General features: G+C 63.9%; 25 protein-coding genes. 12 read left to right on the plus strand and 13 right to left on the minus strand.

Features of this window, described 5'->3' with window-relative positions; all coding sequences use genetic code 11:
• Nucleotides 1-5: 5 nt before the first annotated feature.
• Both UCMB321_RS17375 and UCMB321_RS17380 read left to right on the plus strand, forming a co-directional pair.
• Nucleotides 6-305, plus strand: coding sequence for a hypothetical protein (locus UCMB321_RS17375; RefSeq protein WP_040069116.1), 300 nt, complete (start codon nucleotides 6-8; stop codon nucleotides 303-305).
• A 293-nt stretch (nucleotides 306-598) separates the two neighbouring features.
• Nucleotides 599-811, plus strand: coding sequence for a cold-shock protein (locus UCMB321_RS17380; RefSeq protein ID WP_003179963.1), 213 nt, complete (start codon nucleotides 599-601; stop codon nucleotides 809-811).
• A gap of 72 nt (nucleotides 812-883) precedes the next feature.
• Here UCMB321_RS17380 and UCMB321_RS17385 read toward each other — a convergent pair whose 3' ends face one another.
• The 9 genes from UCMB321_RS17385 to UCMB321_RS17425 all read right to left on the minus strand — a co-directional run bounded on the left by UCMB321_RS17385 (nucleotide 884) and on the right by UCMB321_RS17425 (nucleotide 8,682).
• Nucleotides 884-1,216 (minus strand): I78 family peptidase inhibitor, encoded by a 333-nt coding sequence (locus UCMB321_RS17385; protein ID WP_040069120.1) that lies wholly within the window; start codon nucleotides 1,214-1,216, stop codon nucleotides 884-886.
• A 170-nt stretch (nucleotides 1,217-1,386) separates the two neighbouring features.
• Nucleotides 1,387-1,692, minus strand: coding sequence for a hypothetical protein (locus UCMB321_RS17390; protein ID WP_040069124.1), 306 nt, complete (start codon nucleotides 1,690-1,692; stop codon nucleotides 1,387-1,389).
• Between the two features lie 5 nt (nucleotides 1,693-1,697).
• The gene (locus UCMB321_RS17395) at nucleotides 1,698-2,726 is read right to left on the minus strand and encodes a nucleoside hydrolase (protein ID WP_040069126.1); all 1,029 of its coding nucleotides are present in this window, start codon (nucleotides 2,724-2,726) and stop codon (nucleotides 1,698-1,700) included.
• A gap of 46 nt (nucleotides 2,727-2,772) precedes the next feature.
• Nucleotides 2,773-3,177 carry a D-ribose pyranase gene (gene rbsD / locus UCMB321_RS17400; protein ID WP_040069129.1) on the minus strand — a complete coding sequence of 135 codons (405 nt, stop codon included), beginning with the start codon at nucleotides 3,175-3,177 and terminating at the stop codon, nucleotides 2,773-2,775.
• The gene (gene rbsK, locus UCMB321_RS17405) at nucleotides 3,174-4,094 is read right to left on the minus strand and encodes a ribokinase (RefSeq protein WP_040069131.1); all 921 of its coding nucleotides are present in this window, start codon (nucleotides 4,092-4,094) and stop codon (nucleotides 3,174-3,176) included. The genes rbsD and rbsK overlap by 4 nt, the downstream gene beginning before the upstream one ends.
• Before the next feature lie 23 nt (nucleotides 4,095-4,117).
• Entirely contained in the window at nucleotides 4,118-5,137 is a 1,020-nt protein-coding gene (locus tag UCMB321_RS17410; RefSeq protein ID WP_040069134.1) for a LacI family DNA-binding transcriptional regulator, read from the minus strand.
• Nucleotides 5,138-5,140: 3 nt separating this feature from the next.
• Nucleotides 5,141-6,118, minus strand: a complete 978-nt coding sequence (locus UCMB321_RS17415) for an ABC transporter permease (RefSeq protein WP_040069136.1) — start codon at nucleotides 6,116-6,118, stop codon at nucleotides 5,141-5,143.
• Entirely contained in the window at nucleotides 6,115-7,668 is a 1,554-nt protein-coding gene (locus UCMB321_RS17420; protein WP_040069139.1) for a sugar ABC transporter ATP-binding protein, read from the minus strand. Before UCMB321_RS17420 ends, UCMB321_RS17415 begins: the two co-directional genes overlap by 4 nt.
• Before the next feature lie 57 nt (nucleotides 7,669-7,725).
• Nucleotides 7,726-8,682 carry a sugar ABC transporter substrate-binding protein gene (locus tag UCMB321_RS17425; protein WP_040069140.1) on the minus strand — a complete coding sequence of 319 codons (957 nt, stop codon included), beginning with the start codon at nucleotides 8,680-8,682 and terminating at the stop codon, nucleotides 7,726-7,728.
• 360 nt (nucleotides 8,683-9,042) lie between these two features.
• On the opposite strand from UCMB321_RS17425, the gene UCMB321_RS17430 reads away from it, so the two are divergent.
• Together UCMB321_RS17430 and UCMB321_RS17435 are read left to right on the plus strand one after the other, a co-directional pair.
• Entirely contained in the window at nucleotides 9,043-9,321 is a 279-nt protein-coding gene (locus tag UCMB321_RS17430; protein ID WP_040069141.1) for a DUF1654 domain-containing protein, read from the plus strand.
• 4 nt (nucleotides 9,322-9,325) lie between these two features.
• A complete protein-coding gene (locus UCMB321_RS17435) occupies nucleotides 9,326-10,015 on the plus strand; it encodes an endonuclease (RefSeq protein WP_040069143.1) in 690 nt (229 codons plus the stop codon).
• A 145-nt stretch (nucleotides 10,016-10,160) separates the two neighbouring features.
• Here the strand turns inward: UCMB321_RS17435 and UCMB321_RS17440 are convergent, their stop codons facing one another.
• Nucleotides 10,161-10,541, minus strand: a complete 381-nt coding sequence (locus UCMB321_RS17440) for a hypothetical protein (protein ID WP_245220827.1) — start codon at nucleotides 10,539-10,541, stop codon at nucleotides 10,161-10,163.
• A gap of 250 nt (nucleotides 10,542-10,791) precedes the next feature.
• On the opposite strand from UCMB321_RS17440, the gene csrA reads away from it, so the two are divergent.
• A complete protein-coding gene (gene csrA, locus UCMB321_RS17445; RefSeq protein ID WP_040069145.1) occupies nucleotides 10,792-10,983 on the plus strand; it encodes a carbon storage regulator CsrA in 192 nt (63 codons plus the stop codon).
• 123 nt (nucleotides 10,984-11,106) lie between these two features.
• On the opposite strand, the gene bkdR is transcribed toward csrA, so the two are convergent.
• Nucleotides 11,107-11,595, minus strand: a complete 489-nt coding sequence (gene bkdR, locus UCMB321_RS17450; RefSeq protein ID WP_040069147.1) for a Bkd operon transcriptional regulator BkdR — start codon at nucleotides 11,593-11,595, stop codon at nucleotides 11,107-11,109.
• 195 nt (nucleotides 11,596-11,790) lie between these two features.
• On the opposite strand from bkdR, the gene UCMB321_RS17455 reads away from it, so the two are divergent.
• From UCMB321_RS17455 to lpdA, 4 genes are read left to right on the plus strand one after another with little or no spacing between them, the layout of a single operon-like run.
• A complete protein-coding gene (locus tag UCMB321_RS17455) occupies nucleotides 11,791-13,026 on the plus strand; it encodes a 3-methyl-2-oxobutanoate dehydrogenase (2-methylpropanoyl-transferring) subunit alpha (protein ID WP_040069151.1) in 1,236 nt (411 codons plus the stop codon).
• A gap of 4 nt (nucleotides 13,027-13,030) precedes the next feature.
• Nucleotides 13,031-14,086 carry an alpha-ketoacid dehydrogenase subunit beta gene (locus tag UCMB321_RS17460; RefSeq protein ID WP_040069160.1) on the plus strand — a complete coding sequence of 352 codons (1,056 nt, stop codon included), beginning with the start codon at nucleotides 13,031-13,033 and terminating at the stop codon, nucleotides 14,084-14,086.
• Nucleotides 14,087-15,373 (plus strand): dihydrolipoamide acetyltransferase family protein, encoded by a 1,287-nt coding sequence (locus tag UCMB321_RS17465; protein WP_040069161.1) that lies wholly within the window; start codon nucleotides 14,087-14,089, stop codon nucleotides 15,371-15,373.
• A gap of 2 nt (nucleotides 15,374-15,375) precedes the next feature.
• Nucleotides 15,376-16,764, plus strand: coding sequence for a dihydrolipoyl dehydrogenase (gene lpdA, locus UCMB321_RS17470; RefSeq protein WP_040069162.1), 1,389 nt, complete (start codon nucleotides 15,376-15,378; stop codon nucleotides 16,762-16,764).
• A gap of 178 nt (nucleotides 16,765-16,942) precedes the next feature.
• On the opposite strand, the gene UCMB321_RS17475 is transcribed toward lpdA, so the two are convergent.
• Nucleotides 16,943-17,725 (minus strand): class II aldolase/adducin family protein, encoded by a 783-nt coding sequence (locus UCMB321_RS17475; RefSeq protein ID WP_040069163.1) that lies wholly within the window; start codon nucleotides 17,723-17,725, stop codon nucleotides 16,943-16,945.
• Nucleotides 17,726-17,800: 75 nt separating this feature from the next.
• A complete protein-coding gene (locus UCMB321_RS17480; RefSeq protein WP_040069165.1) occupies nucleotides 17,801-18,844 on the minus strand; it encodes an ABC transporter substrate-binding protein in 1,044 nt (347 codons plus the stop codon).
• A 207-nt stretch (nucleotides 18,845-19,051) separates the two neighbouring features.
• On the opposite strand from UCMB321_RS17480, the gene UCMB321_RS17485 reads away from it, so the two are divergent.
• From UCMB321_RS17485 to UCMB321_RS17495, 3 genes are all read left to right on the plus strand, one after another.
• On the plus strand, nucleotides 19,052-21,013 hold the full coding sequence (locus UCMB321_RS17485; RefSeq protein ID WP_040069168.1) for an oxidoreductase: 1,962 nt from the start codon (nucleotides 19,052-19,054) through the stop codon (nucleotides 21,011-21,013).
• A gap of 192 nt (nucleotides 21,014-21,205) precedes the next feature.
• A complete protein-coding gene (locus UCMB321_RS17490) occupies nucleotides 21,206-21,802 on the plus strand; it encodes a helix-turn-helix domain-containing protein (protein WP_040069171.1) in 597 nt (198 codons plus the stop codon).
• A 16-nt stretch (nucleotides 21,803-21,818) separates the two neighbouring features.
• Complete coding sequence (locus UCMB321_RS17495; RefSeq protein WP_040069173.1) at nucleotides 21,819-22,919, plus strand: DNA alkylation repair protein; 1,101 nt, start codon at nucleotides 21,819-21,821, stop codon at nucleotides 22,917-22,919.
• The last annotated feature ends 47 nt before the right edge of the window (nucleotides 22,920-22,966 follow it).

The following is a 22,966-nucleotide window of genomic DNA, read 5'->3' on the forward strand; positions in this document are numbered from 1 at the left end:
CGAACATGCGCCTGACTCACCTCTTCGCCTTCGCCGCCCCGCTCGCCCTGCTGCTGCCCTTGAGCGCGCAGGCTGCCTGGCCCGCCGGCGCCAAGGACGCCTACATGAAAGACTGCGTTGGCGCGGCCAGCCAGAGCGTCAACGCCAACGTCGCCAAACAGCACTGCACCTGCGGGGCCAATGTGCTGGAGACGAAGTTCACCACCCAGGAAATCCAGCAACTGATGAACTCCAAGACGCTGCCGCCCGCCGAGCTGCGTGAGCGCGCCCTGAAAGAAATCGCCGTGTGCAAGGTGCAGAAGTAACCCGCCACCAGGAGCCTTTTAGGCCTCAAGCCGGGTGAAAAAAGCTCGAAAGCATGATTTTTATCAATATTTACGCAGCTTTTATGGGTTTTTTTAGGGGCTGTCCCTTCGGCTGAAAGCCTTTAAAACCGGGGCTTTCAGCCAATCTGACAGCTAAACGGGGCACGCCTGACGGGCAATCCGCCGCCAGGGGGGGCTCCCAAGTCGAACATTTCGACTATGATAGCCCAGTGTGCCCAGTTGGCCTGAGCAGCACAGTACTACTGAAAATATATGTTTCTTGGAGATACACCATGTCTAATCGCCAAACCGGCACCGTAAAATGGTTCAACGATGAAAAAGGCTTCGGCTTCATCACTCCTCAAGGTGGCGGTGACGACCTGTTCGTACACTTCAAAGCTATCGAAAGCGACGGTTTCAAAAGCCTGAAAGAAGGCCAAACCGTTTCCTTCGTGGCTGAGAAAGGCCAAAAGGGTATGCAAGCTGCACAGGTTCGTCCGGAGTAAGTTTTCCGCGAACTGAAAAAACCCCGTCCATGCGACGGGGTTTTTTATGGGCGCTGGAAAAGCCCGGAAGCCTTAACCGCAGTTGGCGCGAATGATCTTGCCGCTGCTGTCGGTGTTGAGGTTCAGACGGTCCGAGCGGTACTCCAGGGTCACCATGTCGTCGGGTCCCAGGACCCGGGCGCTCTGCGCGCCGGTGCGGCTGCGGGCCTGCTCCAGCAATGCGGCGGAGGCCGACTGGCCAATGGCGAAATCGGCCCCTTTGGCCTCGCAACGACCGTCACCGGCCTGGGTGACCGAGTCCTTGGGTGCAGCCGACTCTTTAGCCGCGGACGACGCGCTGGTGGTGCAACCGGCCAGTACCGACAAGGCGAACAGCGCCCCCAGGGATGCAAGCTTCCAAGGCATGGAGCCTCCTTTCAAATAATAGGTAGAGTGAGTGCGACCGCGATTTTCGCCATTGGTTGCACCCAAGGTGCCAGACACGTCGATTCCGACCTCGGCGACCGACAAGTCTGCCTGACCTGTCGAGCGACTTCCCCAGGGAATCGTGACTGAATATTAACGGGTGATGCCGCTCAGTAGATGTCGATGTAGTCGAAGGGCGGGTTGGGCCAGTTCTGCTGCAGGGCATTGAACACCTGCATGACCCAGACCTCGTCAGCCGCCGCGACCTTGCCGACGTAGCCGGAGCCCGCCGCCCAGGTTTCCAGGCGGAACAGCAGGCCGTCGATCTGCGCGCCGCCGACAACTCCCGAGGAAATGTACGCGATGCCCGAACGGGTCACGCGCAACTGGGTATGCACCTCGTCGCTGGCCGCCGCGAGCATCTGGCGCACGGCGTCCAGGGTCAGGTTGTCGGGGTTGTTCAGATCGATCTGCATGGGATTCACTTGAGGCGCGCCAGGCGCTCGGTCAGCAAGTCGAAGAAGCCCTGGGCATTGCCATTTTCGACCCAGAACACATTCTTGGCCTGCTTCAGGCCGTCGTACCAGTCGACGATGGTCTGGCCGAAGGTCGGGCCTTCACGGCTGTCGATCTGCATGTTGACCTGGCGTCCGCTGAACAGCTCGGGCTTGAGCAGGTAGGCGATGACGGTGGCGTCGTGTACCGGACCGCCGGGAATACCGTAGTGCTCCATGTCGCCCTTGACGTACTCGTTGAGGATATCACCGACCACCTTGCTGGCATTGTTGTTCAACGCCGCGATCTTCTGCAGGCGTTCATCGCTGGTGAGGATCTTGTGGGTCACGTCCAGTGGCAGGTAGGTCAGCTTGACGCCGCTCTTGAGCACCACTTCGGCGGCCTGCGGGTCGGCGAACAGGTTGAACTCGGCAACCGGGGTGATGTTGCCGCCGTTGAAGTGCGCGCCGCCCATGACCACCACTTCCTTGATGCCCTGGGTGATCTCGGGATCCTGGGTCAAGGCCAGCGCCAGGTTGGTCTGCGGCCCGAGCATGGCAATGGTGATGCTGTGGGGCTTGGCCGCCCGCAGGGTCTCGATCAGGTAGTTGACGGCATTGCCCTTGGCCAGGCCGGCCTTGGGCTCGTGGACGGTCACGCCGGAGAGGCCTTCCTTGCCATGGATATTCTCGGCATAGATCGGCGTGCGCAGCAGCGGCTTGGGCGCACCGGCATACACCGGCACCTCTTCGCGCCCGGCCCACTCGCGGGCCAGTCGGGCATTGCGCGAAGTCTTGTCCAGACGCACGTTGCCGGCCACGGTGGTCAGCGCGCGAATATTCAATTCCTGCGGCGAGGCCAGGGCGAACAGCAAGGCCACCACATCGTCGGCCCCCGGGTCGGTGTCGATGATCAGGTCGATTTTTTCCGCCGCCTGGGCGCCTGTAGCAGTGAGCAAGGACAAAATCAGCAGACTCCGAAACCAATGTTGCAAGATCTGAGCATAGCGTTGCATGGCACACTCCTTGTGCGGGAAAGAAAGCTTGTGTGGGAAAGAAAAACTAGAAGGTCACGCCGGCCACCAGCACGACGTTGCAATAGGGTTGGCATTCGCCGGTACGAACGACCGCTCTGGCACTGCGGCTGAGCACTTTGAATTCTTCATGGCTGAGCAGGCGGCGCTGCCCCATGGCGCCCTGGACGTTCAGTGCGTCGAGGTGTTCCAGGGCCGGCGGACGCTTGAGCAGGATTTCCTCGGCCAGCACATGGCTCTCCACCTGCATTTCGCTGAGCACCGTGCGCAAGGTGCTGACGAAGTCGGGAATGCCCTGGGTCAGGGCCAGGTCGATCAGTTCCACGCCCGGCGGAACCGGCAGGCCGGCGTCGCCGATGACCAGCATGTCGCCATGGCCGAGGGAGGCGATCAGGCGCGACAGGGCGATATTGAGCAGCGGTGTCTTTTTCATGGCGATTTGAAACCCTGGACATCGGACAAGTGGGGAATGGACGGCTGGGCACCGGCACGGGTCACCGACAGCGCCGCCGCGACCTGGCCGAAGCGAATCGCCTCGGCCTCGCCCTGCCCTCGGGCCAGGGCCGCGGCGAAACCGCCGACAAAGGTGTCGCCGGCCGCCGTGGTGTCGAGCGCCTTGACCTTGGGCGCCGGGAAATGCGCAAAGCCCTGGCCATCGGCGAACAGCGAACCCTGGGCACCGAGGGTGACGATCACCTTCCCTGCCCCGGCGGCCATCAGTTGGGTGGCGGCGGCCCGGGCACTCTCCAGGGAGTCCACCGGCAGGCCGCTGAGGGCCGAGGCCTCGCTTTCATTGGGAATCAGGTAGTCGATCGACGCATACCAGTCGGCCGGCAACGGCGCGCTGGCCGGCGCCGGGTTGAGGATCACCGTCTTGCCCAGTTCGCGCCCGCGCTTGAGCGCGTAGCCGACGGTGTCCATCGGCACCTCCAACTGGCAGATGATCACATCCGCGTCCTGGAGCACCGCATCAAAGCCCTTGAGCATTTCGGGGGAAAGGCAGCCATTGCCACCGGCAACGATCACGATGGCGTTCTGGCTGTTGTCGTCGACGACGATCAGCGCGACGCCGCTGGACACCCCCGCCGCCACGCTGACGGCCTGGCAATCGATGCCCTCGGCCACCAATGCATCGCGCAATTGCGGACCGTAGGCATCGTCCCCCACGCAACCGATCATCGACACCGAGGCGCCCAGGCGAGCGGCCGCCACGGCCTGGTTCGCGCCCTTGCCGCCGGACACCGTGGCGAACGACTGGCCCACCAGGGTCTCACCCGCCCGTGGCAGGCGTTCGGCACGGGTGACCAGATCCATGTTGAGGCTGCCCACCACCACTACTTTTGCTTGCATACACCAGTACCCATCAATTCGATTCAGCGGTATTGCGCAAACACGCCCGGCACCGGGGCCGTCGATTCACGCAGGACAATACTTGGCGTCACGATCCGCCGGTCGACTGCCAGAAGTGGCGTGGCAATTCTGTTCAAAAGCATCTCCGCCGCGGTTTCCCCCAACTGGAGAATCGACTGGCCGACCGTGGTCAACGCCGGATAGACATAGCGGCTCATCTGGATATCGTCGAAGCCGATCACCGACAACTCGCTGGGCACGCGGATATTACGTTCCGCCGCCGCCCGCAACACGCCGATACCGAGCATGTCGTTGCCGGCGAAAATTGCGCTGGGCCGCTCCCCTTTCAGGAGCAGGGCCGCCGCCTGGTAACCGCCGGTGCTGGTGAAGTCGCTTTCCACCACCCAGCGCTCGGGCACCTGCACCGCCGCCTGCGCCAGTGCCCTTCGATAACCGGCCAGACGCATCTGCGCCACGCTGGTATCGGCCGGGCCGCCGATAAAGGCAATCGCCCGATGCCCCAGCTCCAGCAAGTGCCGGGTGGCCAGGTAGGCGCCCTCCTCGTGATCGATGCGCACCAGATCGGTTTCGATCCCGGCAATGCCTCGGTCGACAATCACGATGGGCGTGCGCACCGCCGCCAATCCGGCGCCGAGGCTGTCATCGCCACCGGTGGAGGCGACGATCAGGCCGTCGACCCGTTTCTCCAGCAGCACCCGCAGGTAGCTGCGCTGCTTGTCCGGATCGTCGTCGGAGTTGCAGAGGATCACGCAGTAGTTGTTGCGCTCGCAGTAATCCTCGATCCCCCGCGCCAGCTCGGCGAAGTACGGGTTGAGGCTGTTGGGCACCAGCAGGCCGATGGTCGCGGTGGTCTTGGCTTTCAACGAGCGCGCTACGGCGCTGGGTACATAGTCGAGCTGGGCGATCGCCGCCTCGACCTTGAGCCGCACCTTGTCGCTGACCGGCCGCGTCCTGTTCAGCACATGGGACACGGTGGTGTAGGAGATCCCGGCCAACGCCGCCACATCCTTGATGGTTGCCATGCCTCAACCCCGCCGACGGGCGCGTTGACTGCGGTAGGTGTCCAGCACCACCGCGATCACGATCACCGCGCCGGTGATGATGCGCTTGGTCGGCTCGGTGGCGCCGATCTGCGCCAGTCCCGCCGCCAGCACCGAGATGATCAGCACGCCGAAGAAGGTGCTGATCACCGAACCGCGACCGCCCATCAGGCTGGTCCCGCCGATCACCACCGCGGCGATCACCTGCAGTTCCAGGCCGGAGCCGGCGTTCGGGTCCGCCGCTTCCAGACGGGAGATCTGGAACAGCGCCGCGACACCGGCCAGCAGGCCCATCAGGCTGAACACCAGGATCTTGTAGGGCTTGGGATTGATCCCCGCCAGGCGCACCGCTTCCTCGTTGGTGCCGATGCCGATCAGGTAGCGGCCGAACACGGTCCGCGTCAGCACCAGTTGGGCGACGATGATCACCAGCAAGGCGATGATGAACGACGGCGAAATACCGACGGCCACCGGGTTGGACAGCCAGGCGAACGAGTCGCCGATATAGGCGGTGCGCGAGCCGGTCATCTGGTAGGCCAGGCCCCGGGCCATTTCCAGCACCCCCAGGGACACGATGAACGACGGAATGCGCCAGGCCACGGTGATCGAACCGGTCACGGTGCCGGCCAGCGCCGCGCAGCCCATGCCCAGCACGGCGGCCGGCCACACGCCCCAGCCCCAGCCGAGGATCGCCACGCTGACCGCCGAGGCCGCCAGGGCCAGCACCGACCCCACCGACAGGTCGATGCCGCCGATGATCAGCACGAAGGTCATGCCCACCGCCAGGACCATCAGATCGGGAATCTGGTTGGCCAGGGTGCTGAAGGTGTCATAGGAGAGGAAATGACTGCTCAGGCTGGAAAACAGGATGATCATGGCGAGCAAGGCGCCCGCCAGGCCCAGGTAGGTGCCCAGGCCATAGAAGTTACGCGAGGTCTTGCTGGCAGCAGTTAGAGTTGTCATAGGGCATTCCTGGGCGCCGCTTCGTGGAGCAGCGCATCACGTTTTTGGTAGCCGGCGAAGGCGGCGGCGAGCAACTCGTCCTGGGTCCAGGCGTCACGCTCGAAGGTCTCGATCAGGCGCCCGGCGGACAGCACGCCGATGCGGTCGCAGATCAGCATCAGTTCGCGCAGGTCGCTGGAAACCACCACCAGCGCCTTGCCCTGGCGGGTCAGTTCACCCAGCAAGGCATAGATATCGAACTTGGCGCCGACGTCGATCCCGCGGGTCGGCTCGTCGAACAGCAACACCGTGCAGTCGCGCTCCAGCCAGCGGCCGATCACCACCTTCTGCTGGTTGCCGCCGGACAGCTCGGACACCAGTTGATCGGGACTGGAACTGCGAATGCGCATGGCGTCGATCTGACGCCGCGCCAGCGCCGACTCGTCACGCCCGTTGACCAGCCCGGCGCTGGAAATCGCCGGCATGTTGCCCAGGGCGATATTGGCGCTGATGGATTGTGTCAGCAGCAACCCCTCGCCCTTGCGATCCTCGGTGATCAGGGCGATGCCATGGCGGACCGCATCCACCGGTGAGCGAATGTCCGCGACCTTGGCCGGCGAGCCGAGGGCCACCGTGCCGCTGTCGGCACTGTCCGCGCCGTAGATCAGCCGCAGCAGCTCGGTGCGACCCGCGCCGATCAAACCGGAAATACCGAAGATCTCACCGGCACGGACTTCGAAGGAGACGTCGAGAACCTTGTCCGAACGGCTCAGGCCCTTGACCGTCAAGGCGGGCGCGCCGATCTTGCGCACGCCCATGTCGATATGTTCGCCCAGCTCGCGGCCGACCATCAGGTTGACCAGTTGCTCGCTGTTGTAATTGGCCATCGGCTCGACGCAGACCAGGTTGCCGTCGCGCAATACCGCGATGCGCTGGGCGACCCGGGCCAGTTCTTCGAGCCGGTGGGAGATATAGATGATCGCCACGCCACGGGCCTGCAGGCGGGTGATCTGGTCGAAGAGCATTTCGACTTCGCGGGCCGTGAGCATCGCGGTCGGCTCATCGAGAATCAGCACATGGCAATCGCCGATCAGGTTGCGGGCGATTTCCACCATCTGCTGGTGCCCGATGCCCAGATCGCCGACCAGGGTGTCCGGGTCGATGGCCTCGAGGCCGACCTGGGCCATGGCCTCGATGGCGGCGCTGCGCAACTGCTTGCGACTGATCCAGCCACAGCGGTTGGGCAGGTTGTCGAGGAACAGGTTTTCCGCCACGGACAGGGTCGGCAGCAGATTGAGCTCCTGCATGACCATGCGGATGCCCTGCTCTTCGGCGTGGGTCCGGCTGCCCGGCACATAGGCGCGACCATTGAACAGCATCTGCCCGGTGGTCGGCGTGACCAGCCCGCCGATGATCTTCGACAGGGTGCTTTTGCCGGCACCGTTTTCACCGGTCAGCGCCAGCACTTCGCCGCGCAGCAACGTCAGGTCGATGTTGCTGAGCACGGGTTGCGCATAGGTCTTGCCGATACCGCTGACCGACAGGACAGCGTTCGGAGCGGAAGATGACATAGGAAAGTCTCCATGCGCCCGCTCAGGACGAGCGGGCACCATTGAACCGCGAGGGGTTTACTTCTTGAGTACCAGCTCGACCGGGGTTTCGATCACGCCGTCCTTGCTGTCGACTTTTTCGCCCTTGATGACTTTCAGTGCGGTTTCGATGCCGAACACCGCCTGCTTGGCGGCGAACTGGTCGGCAGTGGCGAGCACGCGACCGTCCTGGAGCATCGGCTTGATGGCATTGATGTTGTCATAGCCGACCACCTGCACCTTGCCGGCCTTGCCCGCCGAACGCACGGCGGAGACGGCGCCCAGGGCCATGCTGTCATTGCCGGCCAGCAGCGCCTTGAGGTTCGGGTATTCGTTGAGCATCGCCGAGGCGACCGCGTTGCCCTTGTCGATTTCCCAGTCGCCGGACTGCACGGAGACGATCTTCATGTCCGCGGCTTTCATCGCGTCGGTGAAACCGGCGGTGCGCATCTGGGCGTTGGTGGTGGTGGACACGCCTTCGATGATGCCGACCTCGTCACCCGCCTTCAGTTGCTTGCCCAGGTACTCGCCCACCAGGCGCGCACCCTTGCGGTTGTCAGGCCCTACGAACGGCACTTCGATGCCCTTGCTTTTCAGCACGCCGGCGTCGAGCTGGTTGTCGATGTTGATGACGACGATCCCGGCATCCTTGGCTTTCTTGATCACCGAGACCATGGCCTTGGAGTCGGCCGGGGCGATGACGATGGCGTTGACCTTGGAGACGATCATCTGGTTGACGATGTCGATCTGCGCGGTGGTGTCGGTTTCGTTCTTGATGCCGTTGGAGACCAGGTCGAAATCAGCGGCGTGGGCTTTCTGGTAGTCCTTGGCGCCGTCTTCCATGGTGCGGAAGAACTCGTTGGCCAGGGATTTCATCACCAGGCCGACCTTGGGCTTGGCGGCATCGGCGGCGAAGGCCTGGGACAGCGGCAAGGTAGCGGAGGCGGCAGCCAGTACGGCGACAGCCAGAAGACGTCCAGCGAATGGCAACTTCATGGGTTTACTCCGGATCTTATGATTGTTGTGAGCAACGCCAGGAGCGTGACGGGAAATGCGTGTGCACAGCCCTGGAAAGAGTTAGCGCAAACGTTTGCGTCACCCAACTATGCGAATCTTGCGAGGATTTGTCAACGGTCCGTCACAGCATAGTCGCCGATCTGACAATCACGAATATCCCGACGCGCTCGGGCAAGAATTCCCCCCCTGCCTGAGCCCGGCGGCCGGCCGATCCGCTGCGCATCTCTCTGTAAAATCAGATAATTTTTTCGATTGGCGTACACCAAATCGCAAAAGACGCTGTCAGAAGCACCTCATCATTCCCTGACAGTTGCGAAATGACCTACAGTTAAATACTGTATGCACGTACAGCTAATTAAGGATTGTTCCGTGGCAAACCCAACTTCAGCTTCCTCCGCGCCCAGCACCTACGAACGCATGGGCCTGCGGGTACAGAAAATCATCAACTCGCCCACCGCCCAAAACGCCAAGGCCGCCCTGCTCTTTCGCCTGCCGGACGAACCGGTGGACGAGTGGGAGCGACTGCTCGAGGAAATCGCCGAGAACGACAACGTCACCCTGGCCTACCGCGACGACGGTGGCATACAGATTTTCTGGGTTGTGCCGAAGGAAGACTGAACCAATGATTGTCCGCGTTATCGCCCTGCTGTGTTTTTTCTGCGTGCTGTCGGCCCAGGCGGAGGCACCACGCACCTTCGCCGAAGCCAAGAAAGTCGCCTGGCGGCTCTACGCGCCGCAGTCCACGGAGTTCTATTGCGGCTGCAAGTACAACGGCAACCGGGTCGACCTGGCGGCCTGCGGCTATGTGCCGCGCAAGAATGCCCAGCGGGCGGCGCGCATCGAGTGGGAACACATTGTCCCGGCCTGGCAGATCGGCCATCAGCGCCAGTGCTGGCAACAGGGCGGACGCAAGAGTTGCAGCCAGAACGACAAGACCTACCAGCGCGCCGAGGCCGACCTGCACAACCTGGTGCCGAGCATCGGCGAGGTCAATGGCGACCGCAGCAACTTCAGCTTCGGCTGGTTGCCGGTGCAGAAAGGACAATATGGCGCCTGCCTGACCCAGGTCGACTTCAAGGCCAAGAAGGTCATGCCGCGCCCGTCCATTCGCGGCATGATCGCCCGCACCTATTTCTACATGAGCAAGCAGTACGGCCTGCGCCTGTCGAAACAGGATCGGCAGTTGTATGAAGCCTGGAACAAGACCTATCCGGTCCAGGCCTGGGAACGCCAGCGCAACCAGAGCGTGGCCTGTGTCATGGGCCGCGGCAACGAGTTCGTCGGGCCGGTGAACCTCAAGGCCTGCGGCTGAGTCACAGATTGACTGCGGACTTGTGGGAGCCGGCTTGCTGGCGATGCGATCTGAAGGTCGACATCGTCGTCGCCTGAAAAACCGCTATCGCCAGCAAGCCGGCTCCCACAAGGTCGTGTTTCAACACAAGGTATCGATTGCCCGCTCAATAGCCCGTGGCGGGCGCGGCGGTATCTTGCGCTGGGCTCGCGGCAGGCGCCTTGTGCTCCACCACCTCGGAGTCCATGTGCTGTTTGTCGGCCAGCTGCGCCTTTTTCTGCTCGGCAATGGCCTGGGTCGCGAACGGTCCGGCAATCACCTGGCCGTTGTCGAGGATCTTGAACGGATAACCGTGCTCGATCAGCCAGGCCGTCCAGTCGGTCAGGGCCTTGGATTTGTCGTCCTTGATCAGCAGATCCCAGCCAGTCGCAGGCGCCACCACCGCCGCCGGCGTCGAGGCCACTTTCGCCGGCTCGACCTTGTTTCCCGACCCATCACCGCAACCGGCCAGCACCACGAATGCCACCATCACTGCTATTCTGCGCACAAGGCGTCTCCCGTAATCATCAGTTAATGTGATTTTATCACCTTGCAGCCTGTCTTAACCTCGTTCCACTGGCTGCTCGGGTCTTATCAGGCTGAATTACCGACGGTTTTCCGACCCCGGGGAATTAAATGGAATGAAATGACGCCTGTAATGAACCACCCGTTCGGATGCACTTAGCGGTATTCTGTGTGTAAGACCTAAGCCAGGAATGCCTGAGAAAGGCACCTTAGTAACAATCAAGGAGAAAGACATGCTGATACTCACCCGCAAAGTCGGTGAAAGCATCAACATCGGTGACAACATCACGATCACGATTCTGGGCGTTAGCGGCCAGCAAGTCCGGATAGGCATCAACGCCCCCAAGGACGTTGCCGTGCATCGTGAAGAGATTTACCAGCGTATCCAGGCCGGCCTGTCTGCCGGTGACAAAGAGCCAAAGTAAGCAACCCGCTCCCTCGTCAGCCCTGCCGTTCCTGGGTCGCGGCTGACGAAAGCTTCCCCCCTCTCCTCGCTACTGGCTCAGCGACGTGCTCAACCGGGCTACGTTCTCAACGGCCCCAGGTTCTCAACTGCCCAGGATCAAACCGCCCGCCGGCAACGGCAGCGCCGTCTTGTAGCGCACCTGCTTGAGGGCAAAACTCGAGCGGATATTGGCCACCCCCGGCACCTTGGTCAGAAAATCCATCATGAACCGCTCCAGCGACTGGATCGTCGGCACCAGCACGCGGATCAGGTAGTCCGGATCCCCGGCCATCAGGTAGCACTCCATCACTTCCGGTCGATCGGCAATCGCCGCCTCGAAATGCTGCAAGGCCTCTTCCACCTGCTTTTCCAGGCTGACATGGATGAACACATTGACGTGCAGCCCGAGCAATTCCGGATCGAGCAAGGTCACCTGCTCGCGAATCAGCCCCAACTCTTCCATGGCCTTGACCCGGTTGAAACACGGCGTCGGCGACAGGTTGACCGAACGGGCGAGGTCGGCGTTGGTAATGCGGGCATTCTCCTGAAGGCTGTTGAGAATCCCGATGTCAGTGCGATCCAGTTTGCGCATGAGACAAAAACACCTGTTTTTTATGCTTATGCAGTTTTTTTATCTGCAAATCGTCTTGAGTGCAATGAAACAGAGAGAAATATTCTCCTGAGTCCGGCCTATGATTGTTGTAGGACAAGATTTCCCTTACCCAGGGAATGATTGCCAGCTAGCGCGCCCACTACAAGAAATTCACAAGATAGAGCGTAGAAAGCCATGACCCCAGCGTACGAACCGCTGCGCCTGCACGTTCCTGAACCTTCAGGGCGTCCCGGTTGCAAGACCGACTTCAGTTACCTGCGCCTGACCGATGCCGGCCAGGTCCGCAAACCCCCGATCGACGTGGAACCCGCCGACACCGCCGACCTGGCCAAGGGCCTGATCCGTGTGCTCGACGACCAGGGCCAGGCCCTCGGCCCCTGGGCCGAAGGCGTGCCGGTGGCGATCATGCGCCAAGGCATGCGCGCCATGCTCAAGACCCGCATCTTCGACACGCGCATGGTGGTTGCCCAGCGCCAGAAAAAGATGTCGTTCTACATGCAGAGCCTCGGCGAGGAAGCCATCGGCAGCGCCCAGGCCCTGGCCCTGAACCTCGACGACATGTGCTTCCCCACCTACCGCCAGCAGAGCATCCTGATGGCCCGGGAAGTGCCGCTGGTGGACATGATCTGCCAACTGCTGTCCAACGAGCGCGATCCGCTCAAGGGCCGGCAGCTGCCAATCATGTACTCGGTCCGCGACCACGGTTTCTTCACCATTTCCGGCAACCTCGCCACCCAGTTCGTCCAGGCCGTCGGCTGGGGCATGGCCTCGGCGATCAAGGGCGATACCAAGATCGCCTCGGGCTGGATCGGCGACGGCGCCACCGCCGAGTCGGACTTCCACACCGCCCTGACCTTCGCCCACGTCTACCGCGCCCCGGTGATCCTCAACGTGGTCAACAACCAGTGGGCGATCTCCACCTTCCAGGCCATCGCCGGCGGTGAAGCCACCACCTTCGCCGGGCGTGGCGTGGGTTGCGGCATCGCTTCGCTGCGGGTCGACGGCAACGACTTCATCGCGGTCTACGCGGCCTCCGCCTGGGCCGCCGAACGCGCCCGGCGCAACCTCGGGCCGACCCTGATCGAGTGGGTCACCTACCGCGCGGGTCCGCACTCCACCTCCGACGATCCGTCCAAGTACCGTCCCGCCGACGACTGGAGCCACTTCCCCCTGGGCGACCCGATCATGCGCCTCAAGCAGCACCTGATCGCCATCGGCCAGTGGTCCGAAGAGGAACACGCCGCGGTCAGCGCCGAACTGGAAGCCGAGATCATCGCCGCGCAGAAGGAGGCCGAACAGTACGGCACCTTGTCCGGCGGGCACATACCCAGCGCCGCGAGCATCTTCGAAGACGTCTACAAGGAAATGCCCGACCATCTGCGTCGGCAGCGCCAGGAATTGGGGTTATAAGCCGATGAACGATCACAGCAAATTGCAAACGGAGAACGCCGTGGCTACCAGCACCATGACCATGATCCAGGCCCTGCGCTCGGCCATGGATGTGATGCTCGAGCGCGACGACAACGTAGTGGTATTCGGCCAGGACGTCGGCTACTTCGGCGGCGTGTTCCGCTGCACCGAAGGCCTGCAGAGCCGCTACGGCACCTCGCGGGTATTCGACGCCCCGATCTCGGAAAGCGGCATCGTCGGCGTCGCCGTCGGCATGGGCGCCTATGGCCTGCGCCCGGTGGCGGAAATCCAGTTCGCCGACTACTTCTATCCCGCCTCCGACCAGATCGTCTCGGAAGCGGCGCGTATCCGCTACCGCTCCGCCGGCGAGTTCAGCGTGCCGATGACCCTGCGCATGCCCTGCGGCGGTGGCATCTACGGCGGCCAGACCCACAGCCAGAGCCCGGAGGCGATGTTCACCCAGGTCTGCGGCCTGCGCACGGTGATGCCGTCCAACCCCTACGACGCCAAGGGCCTGCTGATCGCCGCCATCGAGAACGATGACCCGGTGATCTTCCTCGAACCCAAGCGCCTGTACAACGGCCCGTTCGACGGCCATCACGAGCGTCCGGTAACGCCATGGTCCAAGCACCCGGCCAGCGCCGTGCCCGAGGGCTACTACACGGTGCCGCTGGACTGCGCCGCCATCGCCCGCCCCGGTAGCGAAGTGACCGTCCTCACCTACGGCACCACCGTCTACGTGGCCCAGGCCGCCGCCGAGGAAACCGGGGTCGACGCCGAAGTCATCGACCTGCGCAGCCTCTGGCCGCTGGACCTGGACACCATCGTCAATTCCGTGAAGAAAACCCGTCGTTGCGTCGTCGTCCACGAAGCCACCCGCACCTGCGGCTTCGGTGCCGAGCTGATCGCCCTGGTCCAGGAGCATTGCTTCCATTACCTGGAAGCACCGATCGAGCGCGTCACCGGCTGGGACACGCCTTACCCCCACGCACAGGAATGGGCTTATTTCCCCGGCCCGACGCGTGTCGGTGCGGCCTTGAAACGGGTCATGGAGGTCTGAATGGGTACTCATGTCATCAAGATGCCGGACATCGGTGAAGGCATCGCAGAAGTAGAACTGTCGCAATGGCACGTGCAGGTCGGCGACCTGGTGGTCGAAGACCAGGTGCTGGCGGACGTCATGACCGACAAGGCCATGGTCGACATTCCCTCGCCGGTCCACGGCAAGGTGATTGCCCTGGGCGGTGTGCCCGGTGAAGTGATGGCGGTCGGCAGCGTGCTGATCAGCATCGAAGTGGAAGGCGCCGGCAACGTGCGCGAAGGCGCTGAAGCGCCGGTGCCAGCGCCGAAAGCCGCGCCGGCCGTCGTCGCGGAAAAGCCGCCCGCCGCCCCCGAGGCACCGAGCAAGCCCGCCGCCAAACCGGCGCCGACCGCTCCCGTGGCCGCCCGCCCGGCCCCCGTGGCGCGTGCCGCCGACGAGCGTCCGCTGGCCTCCCCGGCCGTGCGCAAGCGCGCCTGGGATGCCGGGATCGAACTGCGTTTCGTCCACGGCAGCGGCCCGGCCGGACGCATCCTGCACGACGACCTTGACGCCTACCTGGCCCAGGCCGACCAACCGGCACCGGCGGTCGCCAGCTACGCCAAGCGCACCGACGAACAGCAGATCCCGGTGATCGGCCTGCGCCGCAAGATCGCCCAGCGCATGCAGGACGCCAAGCGCCGCGCCGCCCATTTCAGCTATGTCGAGGAAGTCGACGTCACCGCCCTGGAAGAGCTGCGGGTCCACCTGAACCACAAGTACGGCGACAGCCGCGGCAAGCTGACCCTGCTGCCGTTCCTGGTGCGGGCGATGGTCGTGGCCCTGCGGGACTTCCCGCAGATCAACGTGCGTTACGACGACGATGCCCAGGTCATCACCCGCCATGGCGCAGTGCATGTCGGGGTCGCCGCGCAGACCGACGGCGGCCTGATGGTGCCGGTGGTGCGCCACGCCGAGAGCCTCAACCTGTGGGGCACCTCCAACGAGATCAATCGCCTGGCCCAGGCCGCCCGTAGTGGCAAGGCCAGCCGCGAGGAGATGTCCGGCTCGACCATCACCCTGACCAGCCTCGGGGCATTGGGCGGGATCGTCAGCACGCCGGTGCTGAACCTGCCGGAAGTGGCCATTGTCGGGGTCAACCGCATCGTCGAGCGGCCCATGGTCATCAAGGGCCAGATCGTCATCCGCAAGATGATGAACCTGTCCAGCTCCTTCGATCACCGGGTGGTCGACGGCATGGACGCGGCCCAATTCATCCAGGCCATTCGCGGCTTGCTCGAACAACCCGCCAGCCTGTTTGTGGAGTGATCATGCAACAGACCCAAAACACCACCCTGTTGATCATCGGCGGCGGCCCCGGCGGTTATGTCGCGGCCATTCGTGCCGGCCAGCTGGGCATTCCCACCGTGCTGGTGGAAGGCCAGGCGCTGGGCGGCACCTGCCTGAACGTCGGCTGCATTCCGTCCAAGGCGCTGATCCATGTGGCCGAGCAGTTCCATACCACCCAGGGCTACAGTGGCAACGTCTCGCCGCTGGGGATCAAGGTTTCGGCACCGACCCTGGACATCGGCAAGAGCGTCGAATGGAAGGACGGCATCGTCGACCGCCTGACCACCGGCGTCGCGTCGCTGCTGAAGAAGCACGGCGTCAAGGTGATCCATGGCTGGGCCAAGATCATCGATGGCAAGCACGTCGAGGTCGACGGCCTGCGCATCCAGTGCGAACACCTGCTGCTGGCCAGCGGCTCGCAGACCGTGAACCTGCCGATGCTGCCGATCGGCGGGCCGATCATCTCCTCCACCGAGGCCCTGGCCCCGACTTCGATTCCCAAGCGCCTGACCGTGGTCGGCGCCGGTTACATCGGCCTGGAACTGGGGATTGCCTACCGCAAGCTCGGCGCCGAGGTGACGGTGGTCGAGGCCCGCGAGCGGATCCTGCCGACCTACGACCGCGAACTGACCCAGCCGGTGGCCGAGTCGATCAAGGCCCTGGGCATCACCGTGCACCTGGGGCATAGCGTCGAAGGTTTCGATGCCACCTCGAGCACCCTGGAGGTGCGCGATCCCCAGGGGCAAATCCTGAAGATCGCGACCGACCAGGTGCTGGTGGCCGTGGGACGCAAGCCGCGGACCCAGGGCTGGAATCTGGAAGCCCTGGCGCTGGAGATGAACGGTGCGGCGATCAAGATCGACAACCGTTGCCACACCAGCATGCGCAATGTCTGGGCCATCGGCGACCTGACCGGCGAGCCGATGCTGGCGCACCGGGCCATGGCCCAGGGCGAGATGGTTGCCGAGCTGATTGCCGGCCAGCATCGCGAGTTCAATCCGACCGCGATTGCCGCGGTGTGCTTTACCGATCCCGAGCTGGTGGTGGTCGGCAAGACGCCAGACGAAGCCAAGGCGGACGGGCTGGATTGCCTGGTGTCGAGTTTCCCGTTTGCCGCCAACGGGCGGGCCATGACCCTGGAATCGAAAAGCGGTTTCGTGCGGGTGGTGGCGCGGCGTGACAATCACCTGATTGTCGGCTGGCAGGCGGTGGGTGTCGGGGTATCGGAACTGGCGGCGGCGTTCGGCCAGTCCCTGGAAATGGGGGCCTGCCTGGAAGATATCGCCGGGACCATCCATGCCCATCCGACCTTGGGTGAAGCGGTGCAGGAAGCGGCGCTGCGGGCGTTGGGGCATGCCTTGCACCTGTAACCCGCTGAAACCTGACCTGTAGGAGCGAGCTTGCTCGCGATCGGCCGCGCAGCGGTCGTAAACCCGGAGTCTCCGGTCTTTCAGAAAGACCGCGTTCACCGGTTTTGCGAGCGCTTCGCACTCGATCGCGAGCAAGCTCGGCTCCTACAGGGGTTTTGCATTGTCCATTCGGGTGGCGTCAGTCCCGATAGTCCGGCGCCACCCGATCCAGCAAGCGCAACATCGCCGCCCAGGCCAGTTCCATGGCATCCGGGTCGGTCAACTGCCCCTCCTCCACCGGCCGCCCCGGATCATTGAACTGCCGCTCGGTATGCGCGCACACCTCGTGGGACGGCACTACCAGTTCGCCACAGGCCTGGGCCGTGACCTGGATCTCGCAGGCCTTTTCCAGGTAATACATGCGCAGGAAAGCCTGGCCCACCGTCTCCCCCACGCTCAACAGGCCGTGGTTGCGCAGCACCATCACCGACTTGTCCCCCAGGTCGTGCACCAGGCGGGCCTGCTCGTCCAGGTCCAGCGCCACGCCTTCATAGTCGTGATAGGCCGTACGCCCGTAGAACTCCATGGAAATCTGGTTCACCGGCAACAGGCCGCACTTGAGCGCCGCCACCGCGCAACCCGCCCGGGTATGGGTGTGCAACACGCACTGCGCATCCTCGCGGGCGCCATGAATCGCACTGTGAATCACGAACCCGGCCGGATTCACCGGATACGGCGAATCCTCCACGGCCCGTCCGTCGAGGCCGATCTTCACCAGGCTCGACGCGGTGATTTCCTCGAACATCAGCCCATAGGGGTTGATCAGGAAATGATGCTCGGGCCCCGGCAGGCGCAGGGAGATATGGGTGAAGATCAGGTCGGTCATGCGAAAGTGCGCAATCAACCGGTAACAGGCCGCCAGTTGCTCGCGCAATTGACGTTCGATAGCCGCCGGCGCGGCGCTGTGCAGAAGGTCGTTCAAGCGGGTGACTCCTTCAGGCAGGATGGATCGGATCGGGTAGCCGGTACGCCCGCAAGGCGCCCGGCGGCCCCTACTTTACTTACTTGCCCAGGCATTGAAACGTTCTTCGAGCTCCTCGCCGTGGTCGACCCAGAACGCCACGTTCATCGACAGGGCGCCCTTGAGGTTCTGCGGCGCCGTCGGCACCCATTTCGCCAGGCCCGGATCCAGCCTGGCGGCGGCCTCGGTATTGGTCGGACCGTAGGGAATCTGCCGCACGTAGTTGACCTGGGCGTCCGCCTGGTTGGCAAAGGCAATGAAGCGCTTGGCCTGGTCGACGTGCTTCGAGCCCTTGATGATCGCCCAATAGTCCATGCCGTACAGGCTCTGCGGCCAGACCAGGACGAGGTGGCTGCCCTGCTGGGCGGCGGCGGCCACCCGTCCGCTGTAGGTCGAGGTCATGACCACATCGCCGGCCATCAGCCACTGCGCCGGCTGCGCGCCCGCCTCCCACCACTGGATGTAGGGCTTGAGCTGGTCCAGCTTGGCAAAGGCGCGGTCGACCCCCTTGGGCGTGCTCAGCACCGTGTACACGTCCTCGGCCTTCACCCCATCCGCCATCAGCGCGAACTCCAGGTTGTACACCGCGCGCTTGCGCAGGCCGCGCTTGCCGGGAAAGGTCTTGACGTCCCAGAAGTCGGCCCAGGAGGCCGGCGCCCGCACCACCTTGTCGGTGTCGTAGGCGATGGCGACACTCCAGACCAGCGCCGCCGAACCGCAGTCCTGGGCGGCGTCGGGGATCAGTTGCCCGGCATGCCCCAATTGCTTCCAGTCGAGGCGCTCGTACATGCCTTCGTCACACCCGCGCAGCAGGTCCGGTCCTTCGATCTGCACCACATCCCAGTCAACGCTGCCGGTGTCGACCATGACCTTGATCCTGGCCATTTCACCGTTGTATTCGCTCTGGATCAGCTTGCTGCCGTCCTTGGCGCTGAAAGGCTGGAAGAACGCCGTGTCCTGGGCCTTCTGCCCGGCGCCGCCGTAGCCGACCACCACCATGTCCTGGCCGGCCTGGGCACTGCCCAGGGCGAGCGTCAGGAGCAAGGGATAAAAACCGTACCTGCGGGTGTTCGATTTCATCGATGAGTCCTCGTGCGGTATCCCCCGGGCCTTGGGCGCGGGGTGATCCATTTTCTTGTTGTATGAGGTACGCCCAGGTCCCGGGCGCCATTCGAAGCTACGCAACGCAAAGTAAAAAAACAAGTTGATTTTTTACTACAGGTAAATTTTCATGATCAAACAATAACGACCGCCCGTCCTTGATCCCGGGCCGCCTGGAGCCTTGCCATGTCGACGTCCCCGCACGCCTTTCGTCATCTGTTCGAACCCTTGCAGATCCGTGGCAAGCGCCTGAAGAACCGCATCATGTCCAGCGGGCACGACACCTCCATGCCGACCGACAACCGGGTCAACGAACAACTGATCGCCTATCACCGGGCCCGCGCCGAGGGCGGTGTCGGGTTGATCGTGTTGCAGGTGGCGGGGGTTCACGACAGTGCGCGCTACACCTCCCATGTGCTGATGGCCACCGACGATGCCTGCATCGACGGCTATCGGCGGCTGGCCGAGACCTGTCATGCCCACGGCACCCTGGTGCTGTCGCAGATCTTCCATCCGGGCCGGGAAATCATGGAGTCCAGCGACGGCCTGCTGGCGGTCGCCTACTCGGCGTCCGGCGTGCCCAACGAGCGCTTCCGGGTCATGCCACGGGCGCTGGACCAGGCGATGATCGACGAGATCGTCGGCGGCTACGCGGCGGCGGCGCGGCGCCTGCACCAGGCCGGTATCGACGGCGTGGAAGTGGTCGCCAGCCACGGCTACCTGCCGGCGCAGTTCCTCAACCCGCGGGTCAACCGGCGCAGCGACGGCTACAACGGCGAGCTGGAACAGCGCCTGCGTTTCCTCCGGGAAGTGCTCGCCGCCGTGCGCGCGGCCACCGACGAGCAGTTCATCGTCGGCCTGCGGATTTCCGCCGACGAGCGCGACGCCGAAGGCCTGACCGAGGCCGAATCCCTGGCTGCCGTGGTGCAACTGCAAGGCGAACTGGACTACGTGCACATCGTCGCCGGGACCTCGGCCTCCCTTGGCGGGGCGGTGCATATCGTGCCGCCGATGGCCATCGAGGCGGCGTATTTGGCGAAGGAAGCCGGGACCTTCAAGGCGCGCCTGGCGATTCCGCTGTTCGTCACCGGGCGGATCAACCAGCCCCAGGAGGCCGAACTGATCCTGTCCCGTGGCCAGGCCGATGTCTGCGGCATGACCCGGGCGCTGATCTGCGACCCGCAGATGCCGAACAAGACCGACAGCGGCCACAGCGACGATATCCGCGCCTGCATCGCCTGCAACCAGGCCTGCATCGGCCACTTCCACAAGGGCCTGCCGATCAGTTGCATCCAGCACCCGGAAACCGGTCGCGAGTTGCAGTACGGGCAATTGACCGCCACGGCGCGGCGCAAACGCGTGATGGTCGTCGGTGGCGGCCCGGCCGGGATGAAAGCGGCGGCCGTGGCGGCGCAGCGCGGTCATGAGGTGACCTTGTACGAAGCCGCCGCGCAGTTGGGGGGCCAGGTATTGCTGGCGCAGTTGCTACCAAGACGCAGTGAGTTCGGCGGTGCCAGCACCAACCTGCAGCGGGAAATGCAACTGGCCGGCGTGCGCGTGGTGCGCAACACCCGGGTCGATCGTGCGCTGGTGGAGCGCGAGCGGCCGGAGCTGGTGATTGTCGCCACCGGTGCCGAGCCTTACTGGCCGCCCTTCGAGCGCGGCGGCGAGTTGCAGGTGGTGGATGCCTGGCAGGTGCTGCGTGACGAAGTGCAGATCGGCCGCTCGGTGGTGGTGGTCGACTGGCGTTGCGACTGGATCGGACCCGGCATCGCCGAGCGCCTGGTACGGGCCGGGCATCAGGTCCGGCTGGCGGTCAATGGCACCCACTGCGGCGAGAGCCTGCCGCTGTATGTGCGCGATCAACTGGCCGGTGAGCTGCACCGCCTCGGCATTCCTATCACACCCTATGCCCGACTTTATGGCTGCGACGACAGCACCGTGTACCTGCAACATACCGCCAACGGCGATCCGATGCTGTTCGAAGAGGTCGACACCCTGGTGTTATGCCAGGGGCATCAACCGGTCGATACCCTCGGCGACGAGCTGCAGGGGCTGGTGGAGTTCCGCCGGATCGGCGATTGCCTGGCCCCGCGTACGGTGGAGGAAGCGATCTACGAAGGCCTGAAAGTCGCCTGGGACCTCTGACGGCGCACACCACCCCTTGTAGGAGCCGGCTTGCTGGCGATGGCGTCCGATCAAGCGATGCAAGACTCACCGGCCTCATCGCCAGCAAGCCGGCTCCCACAAGTTCGCGTTCCAGATCACAGATTTCAGGGCTCCCCCTCAGCACCCGACAAGTGCCTTATACTGCGGCCCTTTCAAGGATTGGAGCAGGCCATGAGCAACGCCCCAACGCCCGCCGGCGACAGCGCCGCCACGGGCCCGCAGTTTCTCGGTACGCGCATCCGCGGCCTGCGCAAGCGCCGGGGCATGACCCTGAGCGAACTGGCGACCCAGGCCGAACTCACCGCCGGCTATATCAGCCAGTTGGAGCGCAACCTCGCCTACCCGTCGATCCCGGCCCTGTTCAATATCGCCCGCAGCCTGGGCGTGACCATCCAGTGGTTCTTCGCCAGCGAAGCCACCACCGCCCCCGAAGACAACGGCTACGTGGTGCGCAAGAACAGCCGCCTGAGCGTGCACTACGAAGACGGCATCGTCGACCAGCTGCTGACCCCGCAACCCAACCGCCAGCTGGAAATCCTCCACTCACGTTTCCCGCCGGGCACCTACAGCCAGCAAAGCTACAGCCACGAAGGCGAAGAAGCCGGCTACCTGCTGTCCGGGAGCTTCGAACTGTGGGTCGGCGATCGCCACTTCCAGCTGGCCGAGGGCGACAGTTTCAGCTTCTCCAGCCAGGAACCGCACCGCTACGGCAACCCCGGCGAAGTCGATGCCGTGGTCATCTGGGTCATCACACCGCCGACGTTCTAACGCAAAAGGTCCTGCCATGAGCACCGAACAAGCCGCTCCCGCCCTGAAGGAAATCTTCAACAGCGAACGCCTGCTGCATATCGCCCACGAAATGCGCGCGGTGTACCCCGACTTCGACAGCGCCGGCTTTCTCAGCCGAACCCATCAGGGCCTCGACGAACTGTCGATCATGCAGCGCCTGGCCCGGGTCAGCGAAAGCCTGCACGCGGTGCTGCCCCTGAGCTACAAACAGTCCCTCAAGGTGCTGCGCCAGCTCGCCCCGCGCCTGAACAGCGGCTTTGTCACCATGTGCCTGCCGCACTATGTCGCAAGCTACGGTGCCGAGGACTTCGACCTGTCCATGGACGCGCTGAAATACTTCACCGCGTTCGGCTCCTCGGAATTCGCCGTGCGGCATTTCCTGCTCAACGATTTCGAACGCACCCTGGCGGTGATGAAAACCTGGTCCCTGGACCCCAACGAGCACGTCCGCCGCCTCGCCAGCGAAGGCTCGCGACCGCGCCTGCCGTGGTCCTTCCGGCTGGCCCGGATCCAGGCCGACCCGCGCCTCGCCGCGGAGATACTCGACCCGCTCAAGGCCGACGACAGCCCATACGTGCGCAAATCGGTCGCCAACCACCTCAACGACATCACCAAGGACCATCCCGACTGGGTGCTGGAACTGATCGAGGGCTGGTCGCTGGACGACCCGCGCACCGCCTGGATCGCCCGTCACGCCCTGCGCAACCTGATCAAACAGGGCAACCCCCGTGCCCTCGCGCTGATGGGGGCCGGCGCCAAGGCCCAGGTCGAGGTGCTGGACCTGAAGGTCGAACCCGCGGCGATCCGTCTCGGCGACAGCGTCACCCTCTCCTTCACCCTGGCCTCCACCGCGGCGGCCAGCCAGAAGCTGGTAATCGACTACGGCATCGACTACGTGAAGGCCTCGGGCGCCACCTCGACCAAGGTCTTCAAGCTCAAGACCCTGCACCTGGCCGCCGGCGCAAGCGAGGCCCTGAGCCGCCGCCAGCACATCCGCGAACTGACCACCCGCAAGCATTACAGCGGTCATCACGCCGTGCATTTGCTGGTCAATGGCGAGCGCCTGGGCAGCAGCGGCTTCGACATTCTCGAATAAGCGCCACAGCAAGCTGGGCGCCCCGTGCCTGGCCCAGTAGAATCGCG

It is taken from the genome of Pseudomonas batumici (assembly GCF_000820515.1).
GTDB lineage: Bacteria > Pseudomonadota > Gammaproteobacteria > Pseudomonadales > Pseudomonadaceae > Aquipseudomonas > Aquipseudomonas batumici.